Raw genomic sequence first — 15,740 nt, 5'->3', positions numbered from 1 at the left:
CGCGTCCCCTTGTGCGAACCGGAGGACCGCGGCTTACGCCTTGGCAGCTGCCGCGTCGGCCTCGGCCTGCTCGGCCGACGTCAGGGCGGCGGGTGCGGCGATCGTCGCGACGGTGAAGTCACGGTCGATCACGGGCTTCACGCCTTCCGGCAGCGTCACGGCCGAGATGTGAACCGAGTCGTTGATGTCGAGACCGGAGAGGTCGACGACGATGTGATCCGGGATCGCATCCGCCGGAGCCGTCACCTCGATCTCGTGGCGGACGATGTTGAGCACGCCGCCGCGCTTCAGGCCCGGGGACTTGTCCTCGTTGATGAACTGCACGGGGATTTCGACATGCAGCGTCGAGCCGGCCGAAACGCGCAGGAAGTCGACATGGATCGGCTGGTCCGTGACCGGATGCAGCGCGTAGTCGCGCGGAATGACGCGGATCTTCTCGCCATCGACGTTGATGGTCGCGACGGTCGTCAGGAAGCCGCCGGCATGCAGCTTCAGATAGACGTCCTTGTGCGACAGCTCGATGGAAAGCGGGGCCTGCTTGTTGCCATAGATGACGGCTGGAATCTTACCTTCGCGACGCGACGCCCGGGCGGCCCCCTTGCCCACGCGGTTGCGCACGGAGGCCGTGAGCTCGTAAGAGGTGCTCATCGGTATTCTCCTTCTTGAACAACGAAAAAAGGCCGCGGTGCCTCCAGGGGTGTCGGCGCGGCCGTGCGCCTTATAGCCGAGGCCGGCAGGGGCGACAAGCAAGGATCCTTCCAAACTGCGGCACGGGGGTTGAACTCCGTGGGCGACGGCTTTATTCGGAGTATAGAACTCAACTTTAATCCGAAGGGCGCCATGCCGGACGCACTCCGCCGGGTTGCCGCGTCGATCGTCGCGTCGATCTTTCTTCTCCTGCCGCTGGCTGCCGCCGCGCAGGTTCCCGATTCGCTCGGACCAGCCGTCGCCGTCGAGGTCGCGGCGCCCGGCGAGATGGGGGGCACGGGCGAAGCCGTTGTCGATCCCGCGACGCTGCCGCACGACCTGTCGCCGATCGGCATGTTCCTCGGCGCCGATCATGTCGTGAAAGCGGTGATCGGCGGCCTCGCGCTCGCCTCGGTCGCGACCTGGGCGATCTTCCTCACCAAGGTGTTCGAGCTGACGGCGGTGCGCCGGCGCTGGACGGCTTTCCGCCATCGTCTCGGCCGGGTGGGGACGCTCGACGAGGCGCTCGAGCTCTCCCGGCGGCGGCGCGACGCCGCGGCGCGGCTGGTGCGGGCCGCGTCCGACGAGATCGACGTGTCGCGCGGCCTGCCCGCTGCCGGCATCAAGGAGCGCGTCGTGATCCGTTTCGACCGGATCCAGGCCGGCTCCAGCCGTGAACTGGCGCGTGGCACCGGCGTGCTGGCGAGCGTCGGCTCGCTTTCGCCCTTTGTCGGCCTGTTCGGCACCGTCTGGGGCATCATGAATTCGTTCATCGGCATCAGCCAGTCGAACACGACCAACCTCGCCATCGTCGCGCCGGGCATTGCCGAGGCGCTGTTCGCCACCGGCGTCGGCCTCGCCGCGGCCATTCCCGCGGTGCTCTTCTACAATATCTTCGCCCGCATGACGGCGGCCAACAAGGCGGCGCTCGCCGATGTCGCGGCCGAGGCACTGGCGCTGCTGTCGCGCGATCTCGATCGCGCCGCGCAGCGCGGCTCGCTGCGCATCGTCGCCGCGGCGGCGGAGTAGGGAGCGATGGCCGCCCGCCTTCAGGACAGCGACGACGAACTTTCCGAGAACAGCGAGATCAACGTCACGCCCTTCATCGACGTGATGCTTGTGCTGCTCATCGTCTTCATGATCGCCGCGCCGCTCGCCACCGTCGACGTGCCGGTCGAGCTGCCGCGCTCCAACGCCAAGGCGGCGCCGCGCGAGGGCAAGCCGCTCTTCCTGTCGATCGGCCGGGATCTCGGGTTGAAGCTCGGCAATGATCCGGTCGATCCGGCGGCGCTTGGCGCCGCGCTCGACCAGGCGAGCGGCGGCAATCGCGGGGAACGCATCTATCTCCGCGCCGACCGGCGTATCGACTATGGCGAGGTGGTGGAGGTCATGAACCGCCTGCGCGACGCCGGCTATGCCAAGGTCGCGCTCGTCGGGCTCGACGCGGGCCGCTAGGCCGTTCAGCGCCCGCTGGATCGGCCGGACCCCGTCGTCATCCCCCTTGCGATCCTTCCGGTCTGACCGATGCATGCCCGGAGCACACCCTGGCCGATCGGTGCAAACCGCGGCCTGATGCCGTGTCCTGTCCGCGTTTCGGCTAGCTTCGGCGTTCTGCTCGATCCATCATGCTTGCCGAGATCGCGCCGGTCGGGGGCGCCGGCGGCCCCGATGGAGGATGCCATGAGCTGTGAATGCGATTCCCAGTGCCCGGCTGCGACGCAGTGCTACTGCATTTATACCTATGACGACGGGATCTGTGTCTGCGTCTGCGACTATCCGATGGTTCAGCCGGCCTTTGCCAAACGGCCGGCCAAGTCGATCGAGACCATGGTGGATCTCTGCATCAAGAACATCGAGCTCGGCGATCTGGCCGCGGCGCTGGACGGCATTTCCGGAGCCGGCATTCTCGTCCCGGCGGCGCGCCTGAAGACGCAGGTTTCGCTCAGCCTGCGCAAGGCGTCGCTGGCCGATGCGCTCGCGCAGCTCGGCCTCGTCGCCCAGAATGGAGAGGCTGCCGCAGCAGCACCATGACGTGACGCGCCCGGCGCTGGTCTGGCTCGACGCGGGCCGCTGACCGGCCCGCGCGGCTTCAGATGAACAGGCTCGAGACCGATTTCTCGCTGGCCGTGCGGTTGATCGCTTCGCCGATGAGCGTTGCGATCGAGGTGACGCGGATGTTCTCCGCCTTCTGCACCGCCTCGGTCGGCTGGATCGAATCGGTGATCACCAGTTCCTTCAGCATGGACGAGGCGATGCGCGCGACGGCGCCGCCTGACAGCACGCCGTGGGTGATATAGGCGACGACCGACTTCGCGCCCTTGGCCAGCAGGGCCTCGGCGGCGTTGCAGAGCGTGCCGCCCGAATCGACGATGTCGTCGAACAGGATGCAGTCCTTGCCGTCGACATTGCCGATGATGTTCATGACTTCGGATTCGCCGGGGCGCTCGCGGCGCTTGTCGACGATGGCGAGCGGCGCGTCGATCCGCTTGGCGAGGGCGCGGGCGCGCACCACGCCGCCGACATCCGGCGAGACCACCATGACATTCTCGAGCTCGTAATGCTCCTTGATGTCACGGGTGATCACCGGAACGGCAAACAGATTGTCGGTGGGGATATCGAAGAAACCCTGGATCTGGCCGGCGTGGAGATCGAGGGTGAGCACGCGGTCGGCGCCGGCGTGGGTAATCAGGTTGGCCACGAGCTTGGCCGAGATCGGCGTACGCGGTCCTGCCTTGCGATCCTGCCTTGCGTAGCCGAAGTAGGGCAGGACCGCCGTGATGCGCCGGGCCGAGGACCGGCGGAGCGCATCGATGATGATGAGCAGCTCCATCAGGTGGTCGTTTGCCGGGAAACTCGTCGACTGGATGACGAAGACATCCTCGCCGCGCACGTTTTCCTGGATCTCGACAAAGATCTCCTGGTCGGCGAAGCGCCGGACGAGACATTTGGCGAGCGGAATTTCAAGATAGTTGGCGATCGCCTCGGCGAGCACCCGGTTGGAGTTTCCAGCAACCAGCTTCAAGGTGTCCGGTCCCGTCGTCAGGGGAAAATCCGCGCCCGACTCCGGGGAGGGGCAGCCGGCGGCGTTGTAGCAATTGAGGTGCCGCACTGCAAACGCGATTCTGGCGCAGGCGTGCGCCATCCCGTCCGACGTGCGCCGGGCGCCCTCTAGCGGGCGTTGCCCCAGGCGACGATCGACGAGATCGTGCGGCGCGCGACATTGGCCGTCGTCGAGGAATCGACGCCCGACCAGGGGTCGCTCTGCGAGCCGCCAGCCGAGGTTTCCTGGCCGGAAATGCGATGTACGCGCCGCCCGCTGGTGTCGAAGATATCCCAGACATAGACGAGGATCGTGCCGGAGGTATCGCCGAGCGCCGAGAGGTAACCCTTCACGACATAAGTCGCGGCGGTGTCGCCGGAGGGCACCAGCGACACGTGCTGGATATAGGCTTCCTTGCCGAGTTCGGCGGAAAGGCGCGTCAGCACGGTGGCCGGAGCGCCGGTCACCGGGGCGAAGGCGAACTTGGCCTCGGCAAATGGAACCGTGGGCGGCGCGGGCGCCGTGCTGCCTCCGACCGAGGTCGAGGAGGAGCCGCCGCCGCCCGTGTTGCCGCACGCCGCCACGAACAGAGCCGCCGCCAGCGCGAACGCCATCGGCAACAGCTTTTTACCCTTAACTATCATGGCGATCGTCCTGCCGGCGCGCTCGTCCAGACCCCATGTCCTTCCTAGACGCAAATGCCGTCACGGTCCAGAACGGGGGCTGTGGATTTCGTGTTTCAGTCCGCAATCGCGATCGCGTGCAGCAAGCGGCCATAGTCGGGCTCGCCGCGATGGGTGGTGCGCCGATAGGAGAAGAAGCGCGCCTCGTCGGCATAGGTGCAGAGCGCCAGATCTTCGAAACGGCCGATGCCGCTCGCGCCGAGTCGCGCGCCGATATAGGCGGGGAGATCGAACAGGTGATGCTCCGCGCGCGTCGAGGGCTCGAAATAGCGCGCATTCGCCGCATCGGCATTGAGGAAGCGGGCGCGGAATTCGGGCCCGACTTCATAGGCTGCGCGCGAGATGGTCGGCCCGAGCACGGCGACGATGCGCTCGCGCCGTGCGCCGAGGCTCTCCATGGCGTCGATCGTCGCCTCGAGAATGCCGGTGAAGGCGCCCTTCCAGCCGGAGTGCGCCGCGCCGACCACCCCGGCCTCGCCATCCGCGAACAGGACGGGACCGCAATCGGCGGTGCCGACGCCGACCGCGAGGCCCGGCCGCGCCGTGACTACGGCATCGGCCTTTGGTCCCGCGCCCGTCTGCCAGGGCTCGTCGACGATCACCGCGACGTCGCTGTGGACCTGATGCGGTGTCGCGAGGCGGCCGGGGTCGACGCCGAGCGCCGCGGTAACCCGCGCGCGGTTCTCGTTGACGGCAGCGCGGACGTCGAGCGAGCCGACGCCGCAATTGAGGCTCGCATAGATCCCGTCCGAGACGCCGCCCTCGCGGGTGAAGAAGCCGTGGCGGATCGACGGGAGAGCGGAGAGCGCATCGGAGGTGAGCTTCATGATCCTGGTCCGTGGCCGCTTCTAGAAGGGAGGAAGATGGAGGTCGGGCGCGGTGACGCACAGCACCTTGAACAGATCGCCCATGGCGCCGGGCGCCGCAAGGCGTTCGACGGCGCTGCGGATCTCGTCCTGAACGGGAGCGGGCTTACCGGCACCGAGCCGGCCGGCGCGCTCGACGAGGCCAAGGGCGAGGAGGAAGGCTCCCTGCGTCATCAGCCGCGCAGGAACCGCGCCGGCGGCTCTGGCGGCTTCGGCGAGGCGGGCGAAGTCGACATGGACCGTGAGGTCGGCTTCGCCGGGGTGGGCGAGCGGGGGATCGAATGCGTGCGCGCGGAGCGCCTGCAGCGTGTCGCCATGCCCAGCGCCTTCATGGCCGTAGTCGATGGCGAGGATCGCGCCGCCGTCCCGGGCGATCCGTGCGGCGAGCTCGGACATGATCGCGCCGGATATCGCGGCGATCTCGACCGTCTCGCCGTCGGCCACATCAGCCGGACCTTCGAAATCCGGCGCAGGCCGCAGCTGGAAGGCGAGGGCGCCGCCCTCAAGCGCCACGCAGCGTTCGGACCATCCGCCTCCGGCGCGCACAAACTGGTGGACGGGGAGGGCGTCGAAGAACTCATTGGCGAGGATGATGGCCGGTCCCGCCGGGATCGCGTCCACGGCCCGCAGCCAGACGACCTCGTGCCCGGCGAGGCGTTCGCGCTGGAGCAGCGTCAGGCGCGGACTGGTCTCGACCAGCACGATGCGCGCGGCCGTCTCGAAGGCCGGCACGAGCCGCGCGGCACGCAGCGCATCGGCCATCAGCGTGCCGCGGCCGGGGCCGAGTTCCGCGAGGATGAAGGGGGAGGGGGCGCCCATCTGCTGCCAGGCGTTCACGGCCCAGAGGCCGATGAGTTCGCCGAACATCTGACTCACCTCCGGCGCGGTGACGAAATCGCCCGCCGTGCCGAAGGGGTCGCGCGTCATGTAATAGCCGTGCTGAGGATCGCCGAGGCAGGCGTCCATATAATCGGCGATCGTCAGCGGGCCGTCGCGCGCGATGCGGGCCGCCAGACGCAGCGCGAGCGGGGTCGGCTGCTTGTCGAGCATGGCGAGGCTCACGAGGCCGGTGCGGGCACCGGCCGCCGCAGCACCACGACGAGCAGGATGATGCCGGCGATGAGAAGCGGCAGCGAGAGCAGCATGCCCATGGTGAGCCCGCCGGCCAGATAGCCGATCTGGATGTCCGGCTCGCGGAAGAATTCCGAGACGATTCGCGCCAGCGCATAGCCGATCGCGAAGATCGCCGAGATGAAGCCGGGCTGGCTGAGGCGCAGCTGCCTGTGGGTGAAGAAGCGCAGGACCAGGAAGAGCACGACGCCTTCGAGCAGCGCCTCGTAGAGCTGGCTCGGATGGCGCGGCTGCAGGTCGGCGTTCGGAAACACCATGGCCCAGGGAACGTCGCCCGGCCGGCCCCAGAGCTCGCCATTCACGAAATTGGCGAGGCGGCCGAGGCAGAGGCCGACGGTGACCGAGGGCGCGATCGTGTCGATCAGCGACCAGACCGGGATTTTCCGGCTCCGCGCGAACAGGATCATGGCGATCACCGTGCCGAGGAAGCCGCCATGGAACGACATGCCGCCATGCCAGACCTCGAAGATGGTCAGCGGCGCGGCGAGAAACTTGCCGAGATCATAGAACAGCACATAGCCGAGCCGGCCGCCGACGATGATGCCGACCGTCGCCCAGACCACGAAATCATCGAGATCGACGACGCGCATCGGCGCTCCGGACGGACCCCAGAGGCGCGGATTGGAGACGAGGCGGCGCGCATACCACCAGCCGAACAGGATGCCGACGATATAGGCCAGCGCGTACCAGCGGATCGCGAACGGCCCGATCTCGATCAGCACGGGGTTGATGGCGGGGAAGGGGAGGACGTTGAGCATGAAAACCCCGGATTTGCGCGTCGCGGGCATAGGTGCGCCGAGACTATGGTAGGGTCAAGGCCTCGTCGGGCCGGCCTCTGCCGCGCTTGGTCGCGCCGCCGCGCCCTTGCTGGCGGCAGGCCGAAACCCCATAGTCAGATCAACGCAGACCGCTTGGAGGGGATTCCATGGAACAGGGCCCGAACCGCATGTTCGACGATTTCGCCAAGCTGATGACCGATGCCGCCGGCATCGCGCAGGGCGTCCGCCGCGAGGCGGAGACCGCCATGAAGCACCAGGCCGAGCGTTTCCTCGGCGACATGGACTTCGTCAAGCGCGAGGAATTCGAGATCGTGCGCGAGATGGCGCAGAAGGCGCGGATCGAGAACGAGGCGCTCGCCGCCCGTGTCGCCGAGCTCGAGGCAAAGCTCGCCGTGCTGACGCAGGGCCATGTGGTGGCCGCGCCGACGGGCGAATAGACCTTACGCCTGGACGCCGTCCCGCTCGGTGAGCGGGACGAGACGCGAATCGGCCAGCGCCGCCGTGCGGTGGCCGAGGCCGGCGCGGTAGGCCGGATCGTCGGCGAAGGCGAGAAACGACGCGACGCTCGCTTGCCGGATCAGCATGACGCGATCCCAGCGCTCGGAGGCGGGGCCGATCAGGTTCGGACCGCCCTCATACAGGCCGAGAATCGAGCCGCCGCTCCGTGTCAGAAAAGGCAGCGTGTACGCGACGTAGCGATCGAATGCCTCCGCGCCGCTGATCGGCGTCGGCGGGGCGAGATCGGGATGCGCCGCATAGTCGGCGCGTTCGCGAAACCGCAGCAGGTTCAGCATCACGACCGGACCGACGAGGCCCCGCCGGAAAAAGGTGGCGCCCGCTTCCTGCGTGACGTCCAGATAGCATGTCGTGTCGGCGGCCATGGCGCTTCCTTCCGTGATCTTGGCCTTATTTTATCCGGGTGATATTGCGCATGCAATAATACCCGGATAAAAAATGCCGATCGCTCCGGCCTTTTCCGGAGCCGGAGGCATGTCCGGATGAACACCGAAGACAGGAAGGCGGCGATCTCCGCCTATAAGAAGCGCGAGCGCGCGATCGGCATCTATGAGCTTCGCTGCGCGGCGGCGGATGCGGTCTGGGTCGGCCAGACGACCAATCTCGATGCGATCTGGAACCGGATGCGCTTCACGCTGGAGCATGGCTCGCATCCGAGCCGCTCGCTGCAGGCCGCCTGGAACGCGCATGGCGAGCACGCCATCGCGCTCAGCGTCCTCGAGCGGATCGAGGACGAGGAGTCGAGCTACATATTGAACGGGTTGCTCAAGGAGCGCTGCGCCGCCTGGCGCACGCGGCTCGGCGCGCAGGCGATCTGAATCCGGCGCAACAAAAAGGCCGGGCGATGGCCCGGCCTTTCGTCATCGATGTCGTCTCGCCTCAGGCGTTCGCGGCGATCTTCTGCTCGGCCGGCTGGACGGCGGCCGTGTAGTCGTTCATCAGCGTCTCGGTGATCTTGCCGGGCGTGAAGCGGAACTCGTCGATCTCGGAGACCGGGGTCACCTCGGCGGCCGTGCCGCAGAGCCAGCATTCCGAGAAGGTCGGCAGCTCGTCCGGCGAGATGCGACGCTCGACGACTTCATAGCCGCGCGCCTTGGCGAGATCGATCACCGTCTGGCGCGTGATGCCGTTCAGGAAGCGGTCGGCGAGCGGCGTATGGATGACGCCGTCCTTGACGAAGAAGATGTTGGCGCCGGTGGCCTCGGCGACATTGCCTTCCCAGTCGAGCATCAGCGCATCGGCATAGCCGCGGCGCTCCGCCTCATGCTTGGAGATCGTGCAGATCATATAGAGGCCGGACGCCTTGGCGAGCGAGGGCGCGGTCTGCGGATCGGGACGGCGATACTTCGCGAAGGTCAGGCGGATGCCCTTGAGACGCTCGGCCGGGCTGAAATAGGACGGCCATTCCCAGGCGGCGATAGCGACATTGATCCGGTTCTTCTGGGCCGACACACCCATCATCTCGCTGCCGCGCCAGGCGATCGGACGGAGATAGCCGTCGACCAGGCCGTTCTTGGCCAGCGTCGCCTGACAGGCGTCGTCGATCTCCTGCAGCGTGTAGGGGATCTGGAAATCGAGGATTTCGGCCGATTTGAACAGGCGCTCGGTATGCTCGCGCAGCTTGAAAATCTTGCCGCCATAGGCGCGCTCGCCCTCGAAGACGCCGCTGCCATAATGGAGCCCGTGGGTCAGTACGTGAACCTTGGCGTCCTTCCAGGGCACGAAGGATCCATTGAACCAGATCCATCCATCTTTCTGATCGAAGGCAACCGCGCTCATCGTCATCGCTCCCAAATGGGTCTCCAAGACCCTTGCTTGTCGTGTCGTTTCGACCCGAATCCCGCGTTTTTCCGTCTTTGTAAAGCGCCATTGCGCCCTCAGCAGACGGACCGGCGACCGGTCGGGCCATTTTGCACCGCCGCGAAACTATCGGTAATGTGCCGGTCGAGGCGCGCTTCTGCGTTTCACATTGCAGAGGGGCACGGCTGGCGCGTTCGAAGATTTCGTCGCGACGGTCTCTCACGTAACAATCGAACCGAAATATGTCAATATGGCTGACGTAAATTTCGCGGCAGATTCCGGATCGGACACCCCTTCCGTGTCGGAGCCGGCGTCGCATGAGCTCTCGGGCCCGATCAGCGATCCCGTCTCGCTGGCCGAGCATCCCGAGATCGTGATGATCGAGCTGCTGTTCTACGCCTATCGCGACTTCGTGTCGGATCCCGACGCGGTGCTGGCGACCTTCGATTTCGGCCGGGCGCATCACCGCGTCGTCCATTTCGTCAGCCGCCATCCCGGCATGCCGGTCGCCGACCTTCTGGATATCCTCAAGATCACCAAGCAGTCGCTCGGCCGCGTGCTGAAGCAGCTGATCGACACGGGTTATATCGAGCAGGTGCCGGGACCGGTGGATCGGCGCCAGCGCCTGCTCTATCCGACCGCGAAGGGCCGCGCGCTGTCGCTGCGCCTGACCGAGCCGCAGGCGCGCCGTGTCCAGGCTGCGTTCGCGGGGCTGTCGGCGGAGGAGCGGCGGGGGGCCGAACACTTCCTGCGCATGATGATCGACGCCGAGGAACGCGATAAGGTGACGAAGCTGATCGGCCGCTGAGCCGCCGGCGGGAGGATCGCTGCCGGCTCGCCCCGGCGCCCGAGGAGTGTTCGATGAGTGATGCCGCCACCTCTCTTCAGCCCATCGTCGCGGACGATGCCCCGCATATCCTGGTCATTGACGACGACCAGCGCATCCGTTCGCTGATCCAGCGCTATCTGACCGACAACGGCTTTCGCGTCGATGTCGCCTCCGATGCCGGCGAGGCGCGCGGGCGGCTCGGCGGCCTCGCCTTCGACCTTCTGATTCTCGACGTGATGATGCCGGGCGAGAGCGGGCTCGAACTGATGAAGAGCCTCCGCGAGACGCTCGACGTGCCGATCCTCATGCTCACCGCGCGGGCGGAGATCGAACACCGCATCGCCGGCTTCGAGGGCGGGGCGGACGACTATCTCGGCAAGCCGTTCGAGCCGCGCGAACTGGTGCTGCGCATCAATGCGATCCTGAAGCGCGGCGCGCCGGCGCCGGCGCCGCTGATCGAGCAGCTTCGCTTCGGCCCGTTCACCTTCCATATCGGCCGCCGCGAACTGCGCCGCGGCACGGAGACCGTGCGCCTCACCGACCGTGAGCGCCAGATCATGGCCGTCTTCGCCGCGAGCCCGAACGAGACGGTGCCGCGCCTTGCTTTGCTCGCCGAGGATGAGCCGGCGGGAGAACGGACGATCGACGTGCAGATCAACCGGCTCCGGCGCAAGATCGAGGTCGATCCGACCAACCCGCTCTATCTCCAGACCGTGCGCGGCATCGGCTATCGCCTGGTGACCGAGGCGTGACGCTGTTCCCCGCACCGGGCGCGCGTCCCCGCCGCCCAGCCGGACGAAAGGCCTGATGGACAAGCCGCCGCATCCGTTCCACGGCATCGGCCGGATCGGAAGCTGGTCCGACTGGCCGCTGGTCGCGCTCGTCCGCCGCCTCGCGCGCTCGCCGTCCGTCAATGCCGCGCGCCGCGGCTTTCGTCGCATCCAGCCGGCGATCGACATGGCGCTCGCGCCCTGGCGCTTCGTGGGCCGCCGCTTCGGCCAGGCCATGCCGAAGGGGCTCTATGCCCGCGCGCTCATCATCATCATCGCGCCGATCGTCATCCTGCAATCCGTGGTCGCCTTCGTCTTCATGGAGCGCCACTGGCAGACCGTGACGCGGCGTCTCTCCGCCGCGACGGTGCGCGACATCGCGGCGATCACCGACCTGATCGAGACCTATCCCGGCGCGACCAACGAGCAGGAGATCGTGCGCATCGCCGCGCAGCGGCTCGGCCTCGTCGTGTCGATCGTGCCGAACGAGCCGCTGCCGCCCGCGGCGCCCAAGCCCTTCTTCTCGCTGCTCGACAGCGCGCTCTCCAACGAGATCAGCCAGCAGATCGGCAAGCCGTTCTGGATCGACACGGTCGGCAAGTCCAACCTCGTCGAGGTGCGCATCCAGCTGGGTGACAAGGTGATGCGCGTGCTCGCCCGGCGCAGCCAGACCTATGCGTCCAATTCGGAGATCTTCATCTTCTGGATGGTCGGCACGAGCCTCGTGCTGCTCGTCATCGCCATCGCCTTCCTGCGCAACCAGATCCGGCCGATCCAGCAGCTCGCCGATGCGGCCGAGAGCTTTGGCAAGGGACGGCCGATCGAGAATTTCAAGCCGCGCGGGGCGCGCGAGGTGCGCCGCGCCGGCGCGACCTTCATCGAGATGCAGGATCGCATCCAGCGCCAGATGGAGCAGCGCACGACGATGCTCGCCGGCGTCAGCCATGACCTCAGGACCGTGCTGACGCGCTTCCGCCTGCAGCTGGCGCTCTTGCGCGAAAACGACGATGTCCGCGCCATGCGCAAGGATGTCGACGACATGCAGCGCATGCTCGAAGGCTATCTCGCCTTCGCGCGCGGCGATGTCGACGAGCCCTCGCGCAATGCCGACGTGGCAGCGCTGCTGCGCGAGATCGCCGACAACACCCGCCGGCTCGGCCATGACGTGACGAGCAGCTTCTCGGGCGATCCGGTGGTGAATCTGCGGCCGGGCGAGTTCAAGCGCTGCATCATGAACCTCGTCACCAATGCCTGCCGGCACGGCAGCACGGTCACGGTCACCGGGCTCCATGCCGATGGCTGGCTGACGGTGCATGTCGACGATGACGGGCCCGGCATTGCCGAGGCGCAGCGCGAGGTGGTCTTCCGCCCGTTCTACCGCCTGGACGAGGCGCGCAATCTCGACGAAAGCGGAACCGGCCTCGGCCTCTCGATCGCCCGCGACATAGCGCGGGCGCATGGCGGCGACGTGGAGCTCACCGACTCGCCGCTGGGCGGCCTGCGCGCCAGCGTGTCGATCCCGGCTTAGGATGGGCCTCGTTCTTTCACCTCTCCCTGAGGGAGAGGTCGGCCCGCAGGGCCGGGAGAGGGTTTACGGCCTCTCCGCCATGGTCTCCGGGCAAGAATTTCCGGGATGGTCCGTAAACCCTCACCCTTCCGACCTAGGTGTCTCGGTCGCTTCGCTCCCTGCGACACCAAGGTCGAAAGCCCTCTCCCTCAGGGAGAGGGGAAGCGAAGCGCCGGCCGTCGAGCACCTTCGGCCTTATGCTCCCGGCACCAGCCGCACCACCGTGCCCCACGGATCGACCAGTTCCTTCTCCGCCGCGACGCCGGAGCCCGTCATCTCGACGAAGGCGAGGCCGCTGCGCTGCGGATCGCGCGCTCTGGCGCCGCGGCTGCGCCAGATATTGCCCGCGATGTGGTGGTGATAGCCGCCCGACGACAGGAACGTCGCGCCGGTATAATCGGCGACGGGCTGGAGCCCGACTTCCGACATCCACCAGCGCTCGGCCGCCTGATGATCGCCGACACGCAGATGCACATGGCCGATCCGCAGCCCTGCCGGCGCCGCGCGATAGGGCGCCCTCTCCGCGCCGGCCGACTCGACGATGGGCCTGAGGTCGAGATGCAACGTGGACATATTGACCGTACCGTTGCTCCAGACCCAGCCCTCATGCGGCCGGTCGGCATAGATCTCGACGCCATTGCCTTCCGGATCGGTCAGATAGATCGCCTCGCTCACGATGTGATCGGCCGTGCCGTCCACGGCAAAGCGATCCTGTGATGCGCGCATGATCCAGCGCCCGAGATCGGCCCGCGACGGCATCAGGAACGCCGTATGGAACAGGCCGGCGCTGCGGGGATCGTCCTCGAGCCCATTGGGCCCGAGCGGCGCGATTTCGAGAAACGCCGTGCCGCCGGCACCGAGGCTGACGGCGCCGTCCTTTGTCCCGAGCGTCTCGAGCCCGAGGATGGTGCGGTAATAATCGGCGACGCGGTCGACATCGCGCGCCTTGAGGCCGACCGCGGCGACATGGATCGGCCGCGTCAGCGCGAAGGGCAGATCATTCCCGGCAACAGCGGCGGTCATCGTTGGACATCCTTTTCCATCATGCCGTGAAGATAGGATGCCAGACCCCGCCTGCGGCAGGGGCCCGCGGGTGAACACACCGTGTCAGAAAAGGCGCGCGCCATTCGCAACCGGTCGCTCGATCGCCGTCAGAACCACGGCGCCCTCGTCATCCGGCATGCCGAGCGTCAGCACCTCGGACATGAACGGGCCGATCTGGCGCGGCGGAAAGTTCACCACCGCCATGACCTGGCGGCCGACGAGCTCCTCGGGCGTGTAGTATTTCGTGATCTGGGCCGAGGATTTCTTGCGCCCGATCTCCGGCCCGAAATCGATCACCAGCTTGTAGGCGGGCTTGCGCGCCTCGGGGAAGGGCTGCGCCTCGACGATCGTGCCCGCGCGGATGTCGACCTTCATGAAGTCGTCGAAACTGATGGGGGCGGTCGTCATGCGCGGGGCTCCTCGCGGGGTGAAGGCTGTTCTCCCCGCGTAGCACATCACCGCGCGGCGCCGTCAAGCCGCGTCGGCGGCGGGCCGGTCCGTGCCCCGCCGCGTGGAGCGGCGCTTCTCGATGCGCGCCGCGATCGAGCAGGCGGCCTTGGCCAGCTTCTCCGAGCGGCGCGACCAGCCTTCGGCCCGCTCCAGCGCGCGGTCGAGCGCCGCCATGGTGCGGCCTTGATCCGGGTCCTCGTCCTCGCGCCAGACCGGCAGCACGCGGGCGAGGATCAGCACATAGCCCTGCGCTCGCGCGGCGCCGAGAAGCCCGCCCGTGCCGATACCGGCGGCGGCCAGCATGAAGCGGGCGCTGTCGAGCGCTACTCTGTTGAGGCAGAGCGCCAGCCCCGGATCGCGGCGGACGCTGGCGTCGAGCGAGCCGAGCGCGGCCTTATGGGGTGCGAGGAGATCGAGGCGGCGCATGACGATGTCGAACAGGCGGTCACGCGCGCTCTCCTCGGCGGAGGGCTGCTCGATGCCGTCCAGCACGGCGCGATCGGTGCGGCGGACGAAATCGGCGAGGATCGAGACCTTGCCGTCGAACGCATCGCGGAGATCGGCAAGCGTCAGTCCCGCGCGCTCCGCGATCTCGCCGAGGCCGATCGCCTCGAACCGCTTCTCGCCGAGCAGCGCCATGAACGCCTCGACGATCGCCTTCTTCGTCTTCTCGCTCGCCATGATCCGAACTCCTCGGTTTCGCCTCGCACCAAGATGGGTGCGGGATGTGGCGAAGGCGAGGCTTTTCTCTAGCCCGCCAGCTCTTCCGCCCGCCGCTTGGCGGCGGCGACGGCGCGGATCATCAGCGGTGCCATTCCGTCTTCGGCCATCAGCACGTCGAGCGCGGCGGCGGTGGTGCCGTTGGGCGAGGTGACGTTACGGCGCAGCTCCGCCGGCGGCAGGTCGGAGCGGTAGAGCAGTTCGCCCGCACCGGAGACCGTCTGCCGCGCGAGGCGGGCAGCGAGCTCCGGTTCGAGTCCGGCCGCGACGCCGGCCTCGGCCAGCACTTCGGCGAGCAGGAAGACATAGGCGGGGCCGGAGCCCGAGACGGCGGTGACGGCGTCGATCAGGCCTTCACTCTCCACCCAGCCGATCTCGCCGACGGCGGAGAGCAGCGCGCCGGCGAGTGCGCGGTCCTCGGCGGTGGCGGCCTGATTGGCGTAGAGGCCCGTGACGCCGCGGCCGACCTGCGCCGGCGTGTTCGGCATGGCGCGGACGATGGCGCCGCCGAGCGCCTCGGCGATGGTCGCGACCGTGGTGCCGGCGGCGATCGAGAGCGTCAGCGTGCCCTGCCCGATCAGCGCCTTGAGCGCGGGCAGGGCGCCGCCCATCATCTGCGGCTTGATCGCGAGCAGCAGCAGCCGCGCCTTGACGCCGGCGGGGGGAGCCGCGAGCGGCACGATACCGGCCTTGGCGAGCAGGGCCTCCGTATCCGCCGGGGGCTTGGGATCGACGACGACGACCGCGGCGGGATCGAGCCCGCCCGCGAGCCAGCCCGCGAGCAGGGCGCCTCCCATCTTGCCAGCGCCGATGAGCACGAGGGGGGAGGCCGGGGAGAAGCTTGCGAAGGACATGGCA

General features: G+C 67.8%; 20 protein-coding genes. 8 read left to right on the top strand and 12 right to left on the bottom strand.

The genetic code is table 11. The features are described from left to right. Positions 1 to 33: 33 nt before the first annotated feature. Positions 34 to 648 (bottom strand): 50S ribosomal protein L25/general stress protein Ctc, encoded by a 615-nt coding sequence (locus GGR25_RS20790; protein ID WP_183400781.1) that lies wholly within the window; start codon positions 646 to 648, stop codon positions 34 to 36. Between the two features lie 192 nt (positions 649 to 840). On the opposite strand from GGR25_RS20790, the gene exbB reads away from it, so the two are divergent. The 3 genes from exbB to GGR25_RS20775 all read left to right on the top strand — a co-directional run bounded on the left by exbB (position 841) and on the right by GGR25_RS20775 (position 2,718). Beyond that, positions 841 to 1,716, top strand: coding sequence for a tonB-system energizer ExbB (gene exbB, locus GGR25_RS20785; protein ID WP_183400780.1), 876 nt, complete (start codon positions 841 to 843; stop codon positions 1,714 to 1,716). A 6-nt stretch (positions 1,717 to 1,722) separates the two neighbouring features. Next, positions 1,723 to 2,142: a TonB system transport protein ExbD gene (gene exbD / locus GGR25_RS20780; RefSeq protein WP_183400779.1), complete on the top strand. Its 420-nt coding sequence runs from the start codon at positions 1,723 to 1,725 to the stop codon at positions 2,140 to 2,142. A gap of 225 nt (positions 2,143 to 2,367) precedes the next feature. Then, complete coding sequence (locus GGR25_RS20775; RefSeq protein ID WP_183400778.1) at positions 2,368 to 2,718, top strand: hypothetical protein; 351 nt, start codon at positions 2,368 to 2,370, stop codon at positions 2,716 to 2,718. A gap of 58 nt (positions 2,719 to 2,776) precedes the next feature. Here GGR25_RS20775 and GGR25_RS20770 read toward each other — a convergent pair whose 3' ends face one another. The 5 genes from GGR25_RS20770 to lgt form a co-directional block, all read right to left on the bottom strand. Then, positions 2,777 to 3,709, bottom strand: a complete 933-nt coding sequence (locus GGR25_RS20770) for a ribose-phosphate pyrophosphokinase (RefSeq protein ID WP_183400777.1) — start codon at positions 3,707 to 3,709, stop codon at positions 2,777 to 2,779. Positions 3,710 to 3,855: 146 nt separating this feature from the next. Continuing rightward, positions 3,856 to 4,371, bottom strand: coding sequence for a hypothetical protein (locus tag GGR25_RS20765; RefSeq protein ID WP_183400776.1), 516 nt, complete (start codon positions 4,369 to 4,371; stop codon positions 3,856 to 3,858). A gap of 95 nt (positions 4,372 to 4,466) precedes the next feature. Beyond that, positions 4,467 to 5,237, bottom strand: a complete 771-nt coding sequence (gene pgeF / locus GGR25_RS20760) for a peptidoglycan editing factor PgeF (protein WP_183400775.1) — start codon at positions 5,235 to 5,237, stop codon at positions 4,467 to 4,469. 21 nt (positions 5,238 to 5,258) lie between these two features. After that, a complete protein-coding gene (locus tag GGR25_RS20755) occupies positions 5,259 to 6,326 on the bottom strand; it encodes a class I SAM-dependent methyltransferase (protein WP_183400774.1) in 1,068 nt (355 codons plus the stop codon). An 8-nt stretch (positions 6,327 to 6,334) separates the two neighbouring features. Further along, on the bottom strand, positions 6,335 to 7,165 hold the full coding sequence (gene lgt, locus GGR25_RS20750) for a prolipoprotein diacylglyceryl transferase (protein ID WP_183400773.1): 831 nt from the start codon (positions 7,163 to 7,165) through the stop codon (positions 6,335 to 6,337). 167 nt (positions 7,166 to 7,332) lie between these two features. On the opposite strand from lgt, the gene GGR25_RS20745 reads away from it, so the two are divergent. Further along, positions 7,333 to 7,623: an accessory factor UbiK family protein gene (locus GGR25_RS20745; protein WP_183400772.1), complete on the top strand. Its 291-nt coding sequence runs from the start codon at positions 7,333 to 7,335 to the stop codon at positions 7,621 to 7,623. Positions 7,624 to 7,626: 3 nt separating this feature from the next. Here the strand turns inward: GGR25_RS20745 and GGR25_RS20740 are convergent, their stop codons facing one another. Further along, entirely contained in the window at positions 7,627 to 8,067 is a 441-nt protein-coding gene (locus GGR25_RS20740; RefSeq protein ID WP_183400771.1) for a DUF1330 domain-containing protein, read from the bottom strand. Between the two features lie 117 nt (positions 8,068 to 8,184). Between GGR25_RS20740 and GGR25_RS20735 the strand changes: the two genes are divergently transcribed. Beyond that, on the top strand, positions 8,185 to 8,520 hold the full coding sequence (locus GGR25_RS20735; RefSeq protein WP_183400770.1) for a GIY-YIG nuclease family protein: 336 nt from the start codon (positions 8,185 to 8,187) through the stop codon (positions 8,518 to 8,520). 61 nt (positions 8,521 to 8,581) lie between these two features. Here GGR25_RS20735 and GGR25_RS20730 read toward each other — a convergent pair whose 3' ends face one another. Next, positions 8,582 to 9,481: a branched-chain amino acid aminotransferase gene (locus GGR25_RS20730; protein ID WP_183400769.1), complete on the bottom strand. Its 900-nt coding sequence runs from the start codon at positions 9,479 to 9,481 to the stop codon at positions 8,582 to 8,584. Between the two features lie 397 nt (positions 9,482 to 9,878). Here GGR25_RS20730 and GGR25_RS20725 point away from each other — a divergent pair, with 397 nt between their 5' ends. From GGR25_RS20725 to GGR25_RS20715, 3 genes are all read left to right on the top strand, one after another. After that, positions 9,879 to 10,310, top strand: coding sequence for a MarR family winged helix-turn-helix transcriptional regulator (locus GGR25_RS20725; RefSeq protein ID WP_246410148.1), 432 nt, complete (start codon positions 9,879 to 9,881; stop codon positions 10,308 to 10,310). Between the two features lie 53 nt (positions 10,311 to 10,363). After that, the gene (locus tag GGR25_RS20720; protein WP_183400767.1) at positions 10,364 to 11,083 is read left to right on the top strand and encodes a response regulator; all 720 of its coding nucleotides are present in this window, start codon (positions 10,364 to 10,366) and stop codon (positions 11,081 to 11,083) included. A 205-nt stretch (positions 11,084 to 11,288) separates the two neighbouring features. After that, positions 11,289 to 12,629 carry an ATP-binding protein gene (locus GGR25_RS20715; RefSeq protein ID WP_246410145.1) on the top strand — a complete coding sequence of 447 codons (1,341 nt, stop codon included), beginning with the start codon at positions 11,289 to 11,291 and terminating at the stop codon, positions 12,627 to 12,629. 234 nt (positions 12,630 to 12,863) lie between these two features. On the opposite strand, the gene GGR25_RS20710 is transcribed toward GGR25_RS20715, so the two are convergent. The 4 genes from GGR25_RS20710 to proC form a co-directional block, all read right to left on the bottom strand. Continuing rightward, on the bottom strand, positions 12,864 to 13,691 hold the full coding sequence (locus GGR25_RS20710; protein ID WP_183400765.1) for a VOC family protein: 828 nt from the start codon (positions 13,689 to 13,691) through the stop codon (positions 12,864 to 12,866). 84 nt (positions 13,692 to 13,775) lie between these two features. Beyond that, on the bottom strand, positions 13,776 to 14,120 hold the full coding sequence (locus tag GGR25_RS20705) for a tRNA-binding protein (protein WP_183400764.1): 345 nt from the start codon (positions 14,118 to 14,120) through the stop codon (positions 13,776 to 13,778). A gap of 63 nt (positions 14,121 to 14,183) precedes the next feature. Next, positions 14,184 to 14,843, bottom strand: a complete 660-nt coding sequence (locus tag GGR25_RS20700) for a TetR/AcrR family transcriptional regulator (RefSeq protein WP_183400763.1) — start codon at positions 14,841 to 14,843, stop codon at positions 14,184 to 14,186. Between the two features lie 68 nt (positions 14,844 to 14,911). Beyond that, on the bottom strand, positions 14,912 to 15,736 hold the full coding sequence (gene proC / locus GGR25_RS20695) for a pyrroline-5-carboxylate reductase (RefSeq protein WP_183400762.1): 825 nt from the start codon (positions 15,734 to 15,736) through the stop codon (positions 14,912 to 14,914). Between the last annotated feature and the right edge of the window lie 4 nt (positions 15,737 to 15,740).

Origin of the sequence: Kaistia hirudinis, from assembly GCF_014196455.1 — a bacterium.
In the GTDB taxonomy this organism is placed as follows: Bacteria; Pseudomonadota; Alphaproteobacteria; order Rhizobiales; family Kaistiaceae; genus Kaistia; species Kaistia hirudinis.
Note: the sequence above shows the minus strand (reverse complement) of the source record. Positions and strands in the feature narration are given on the sequence as shown.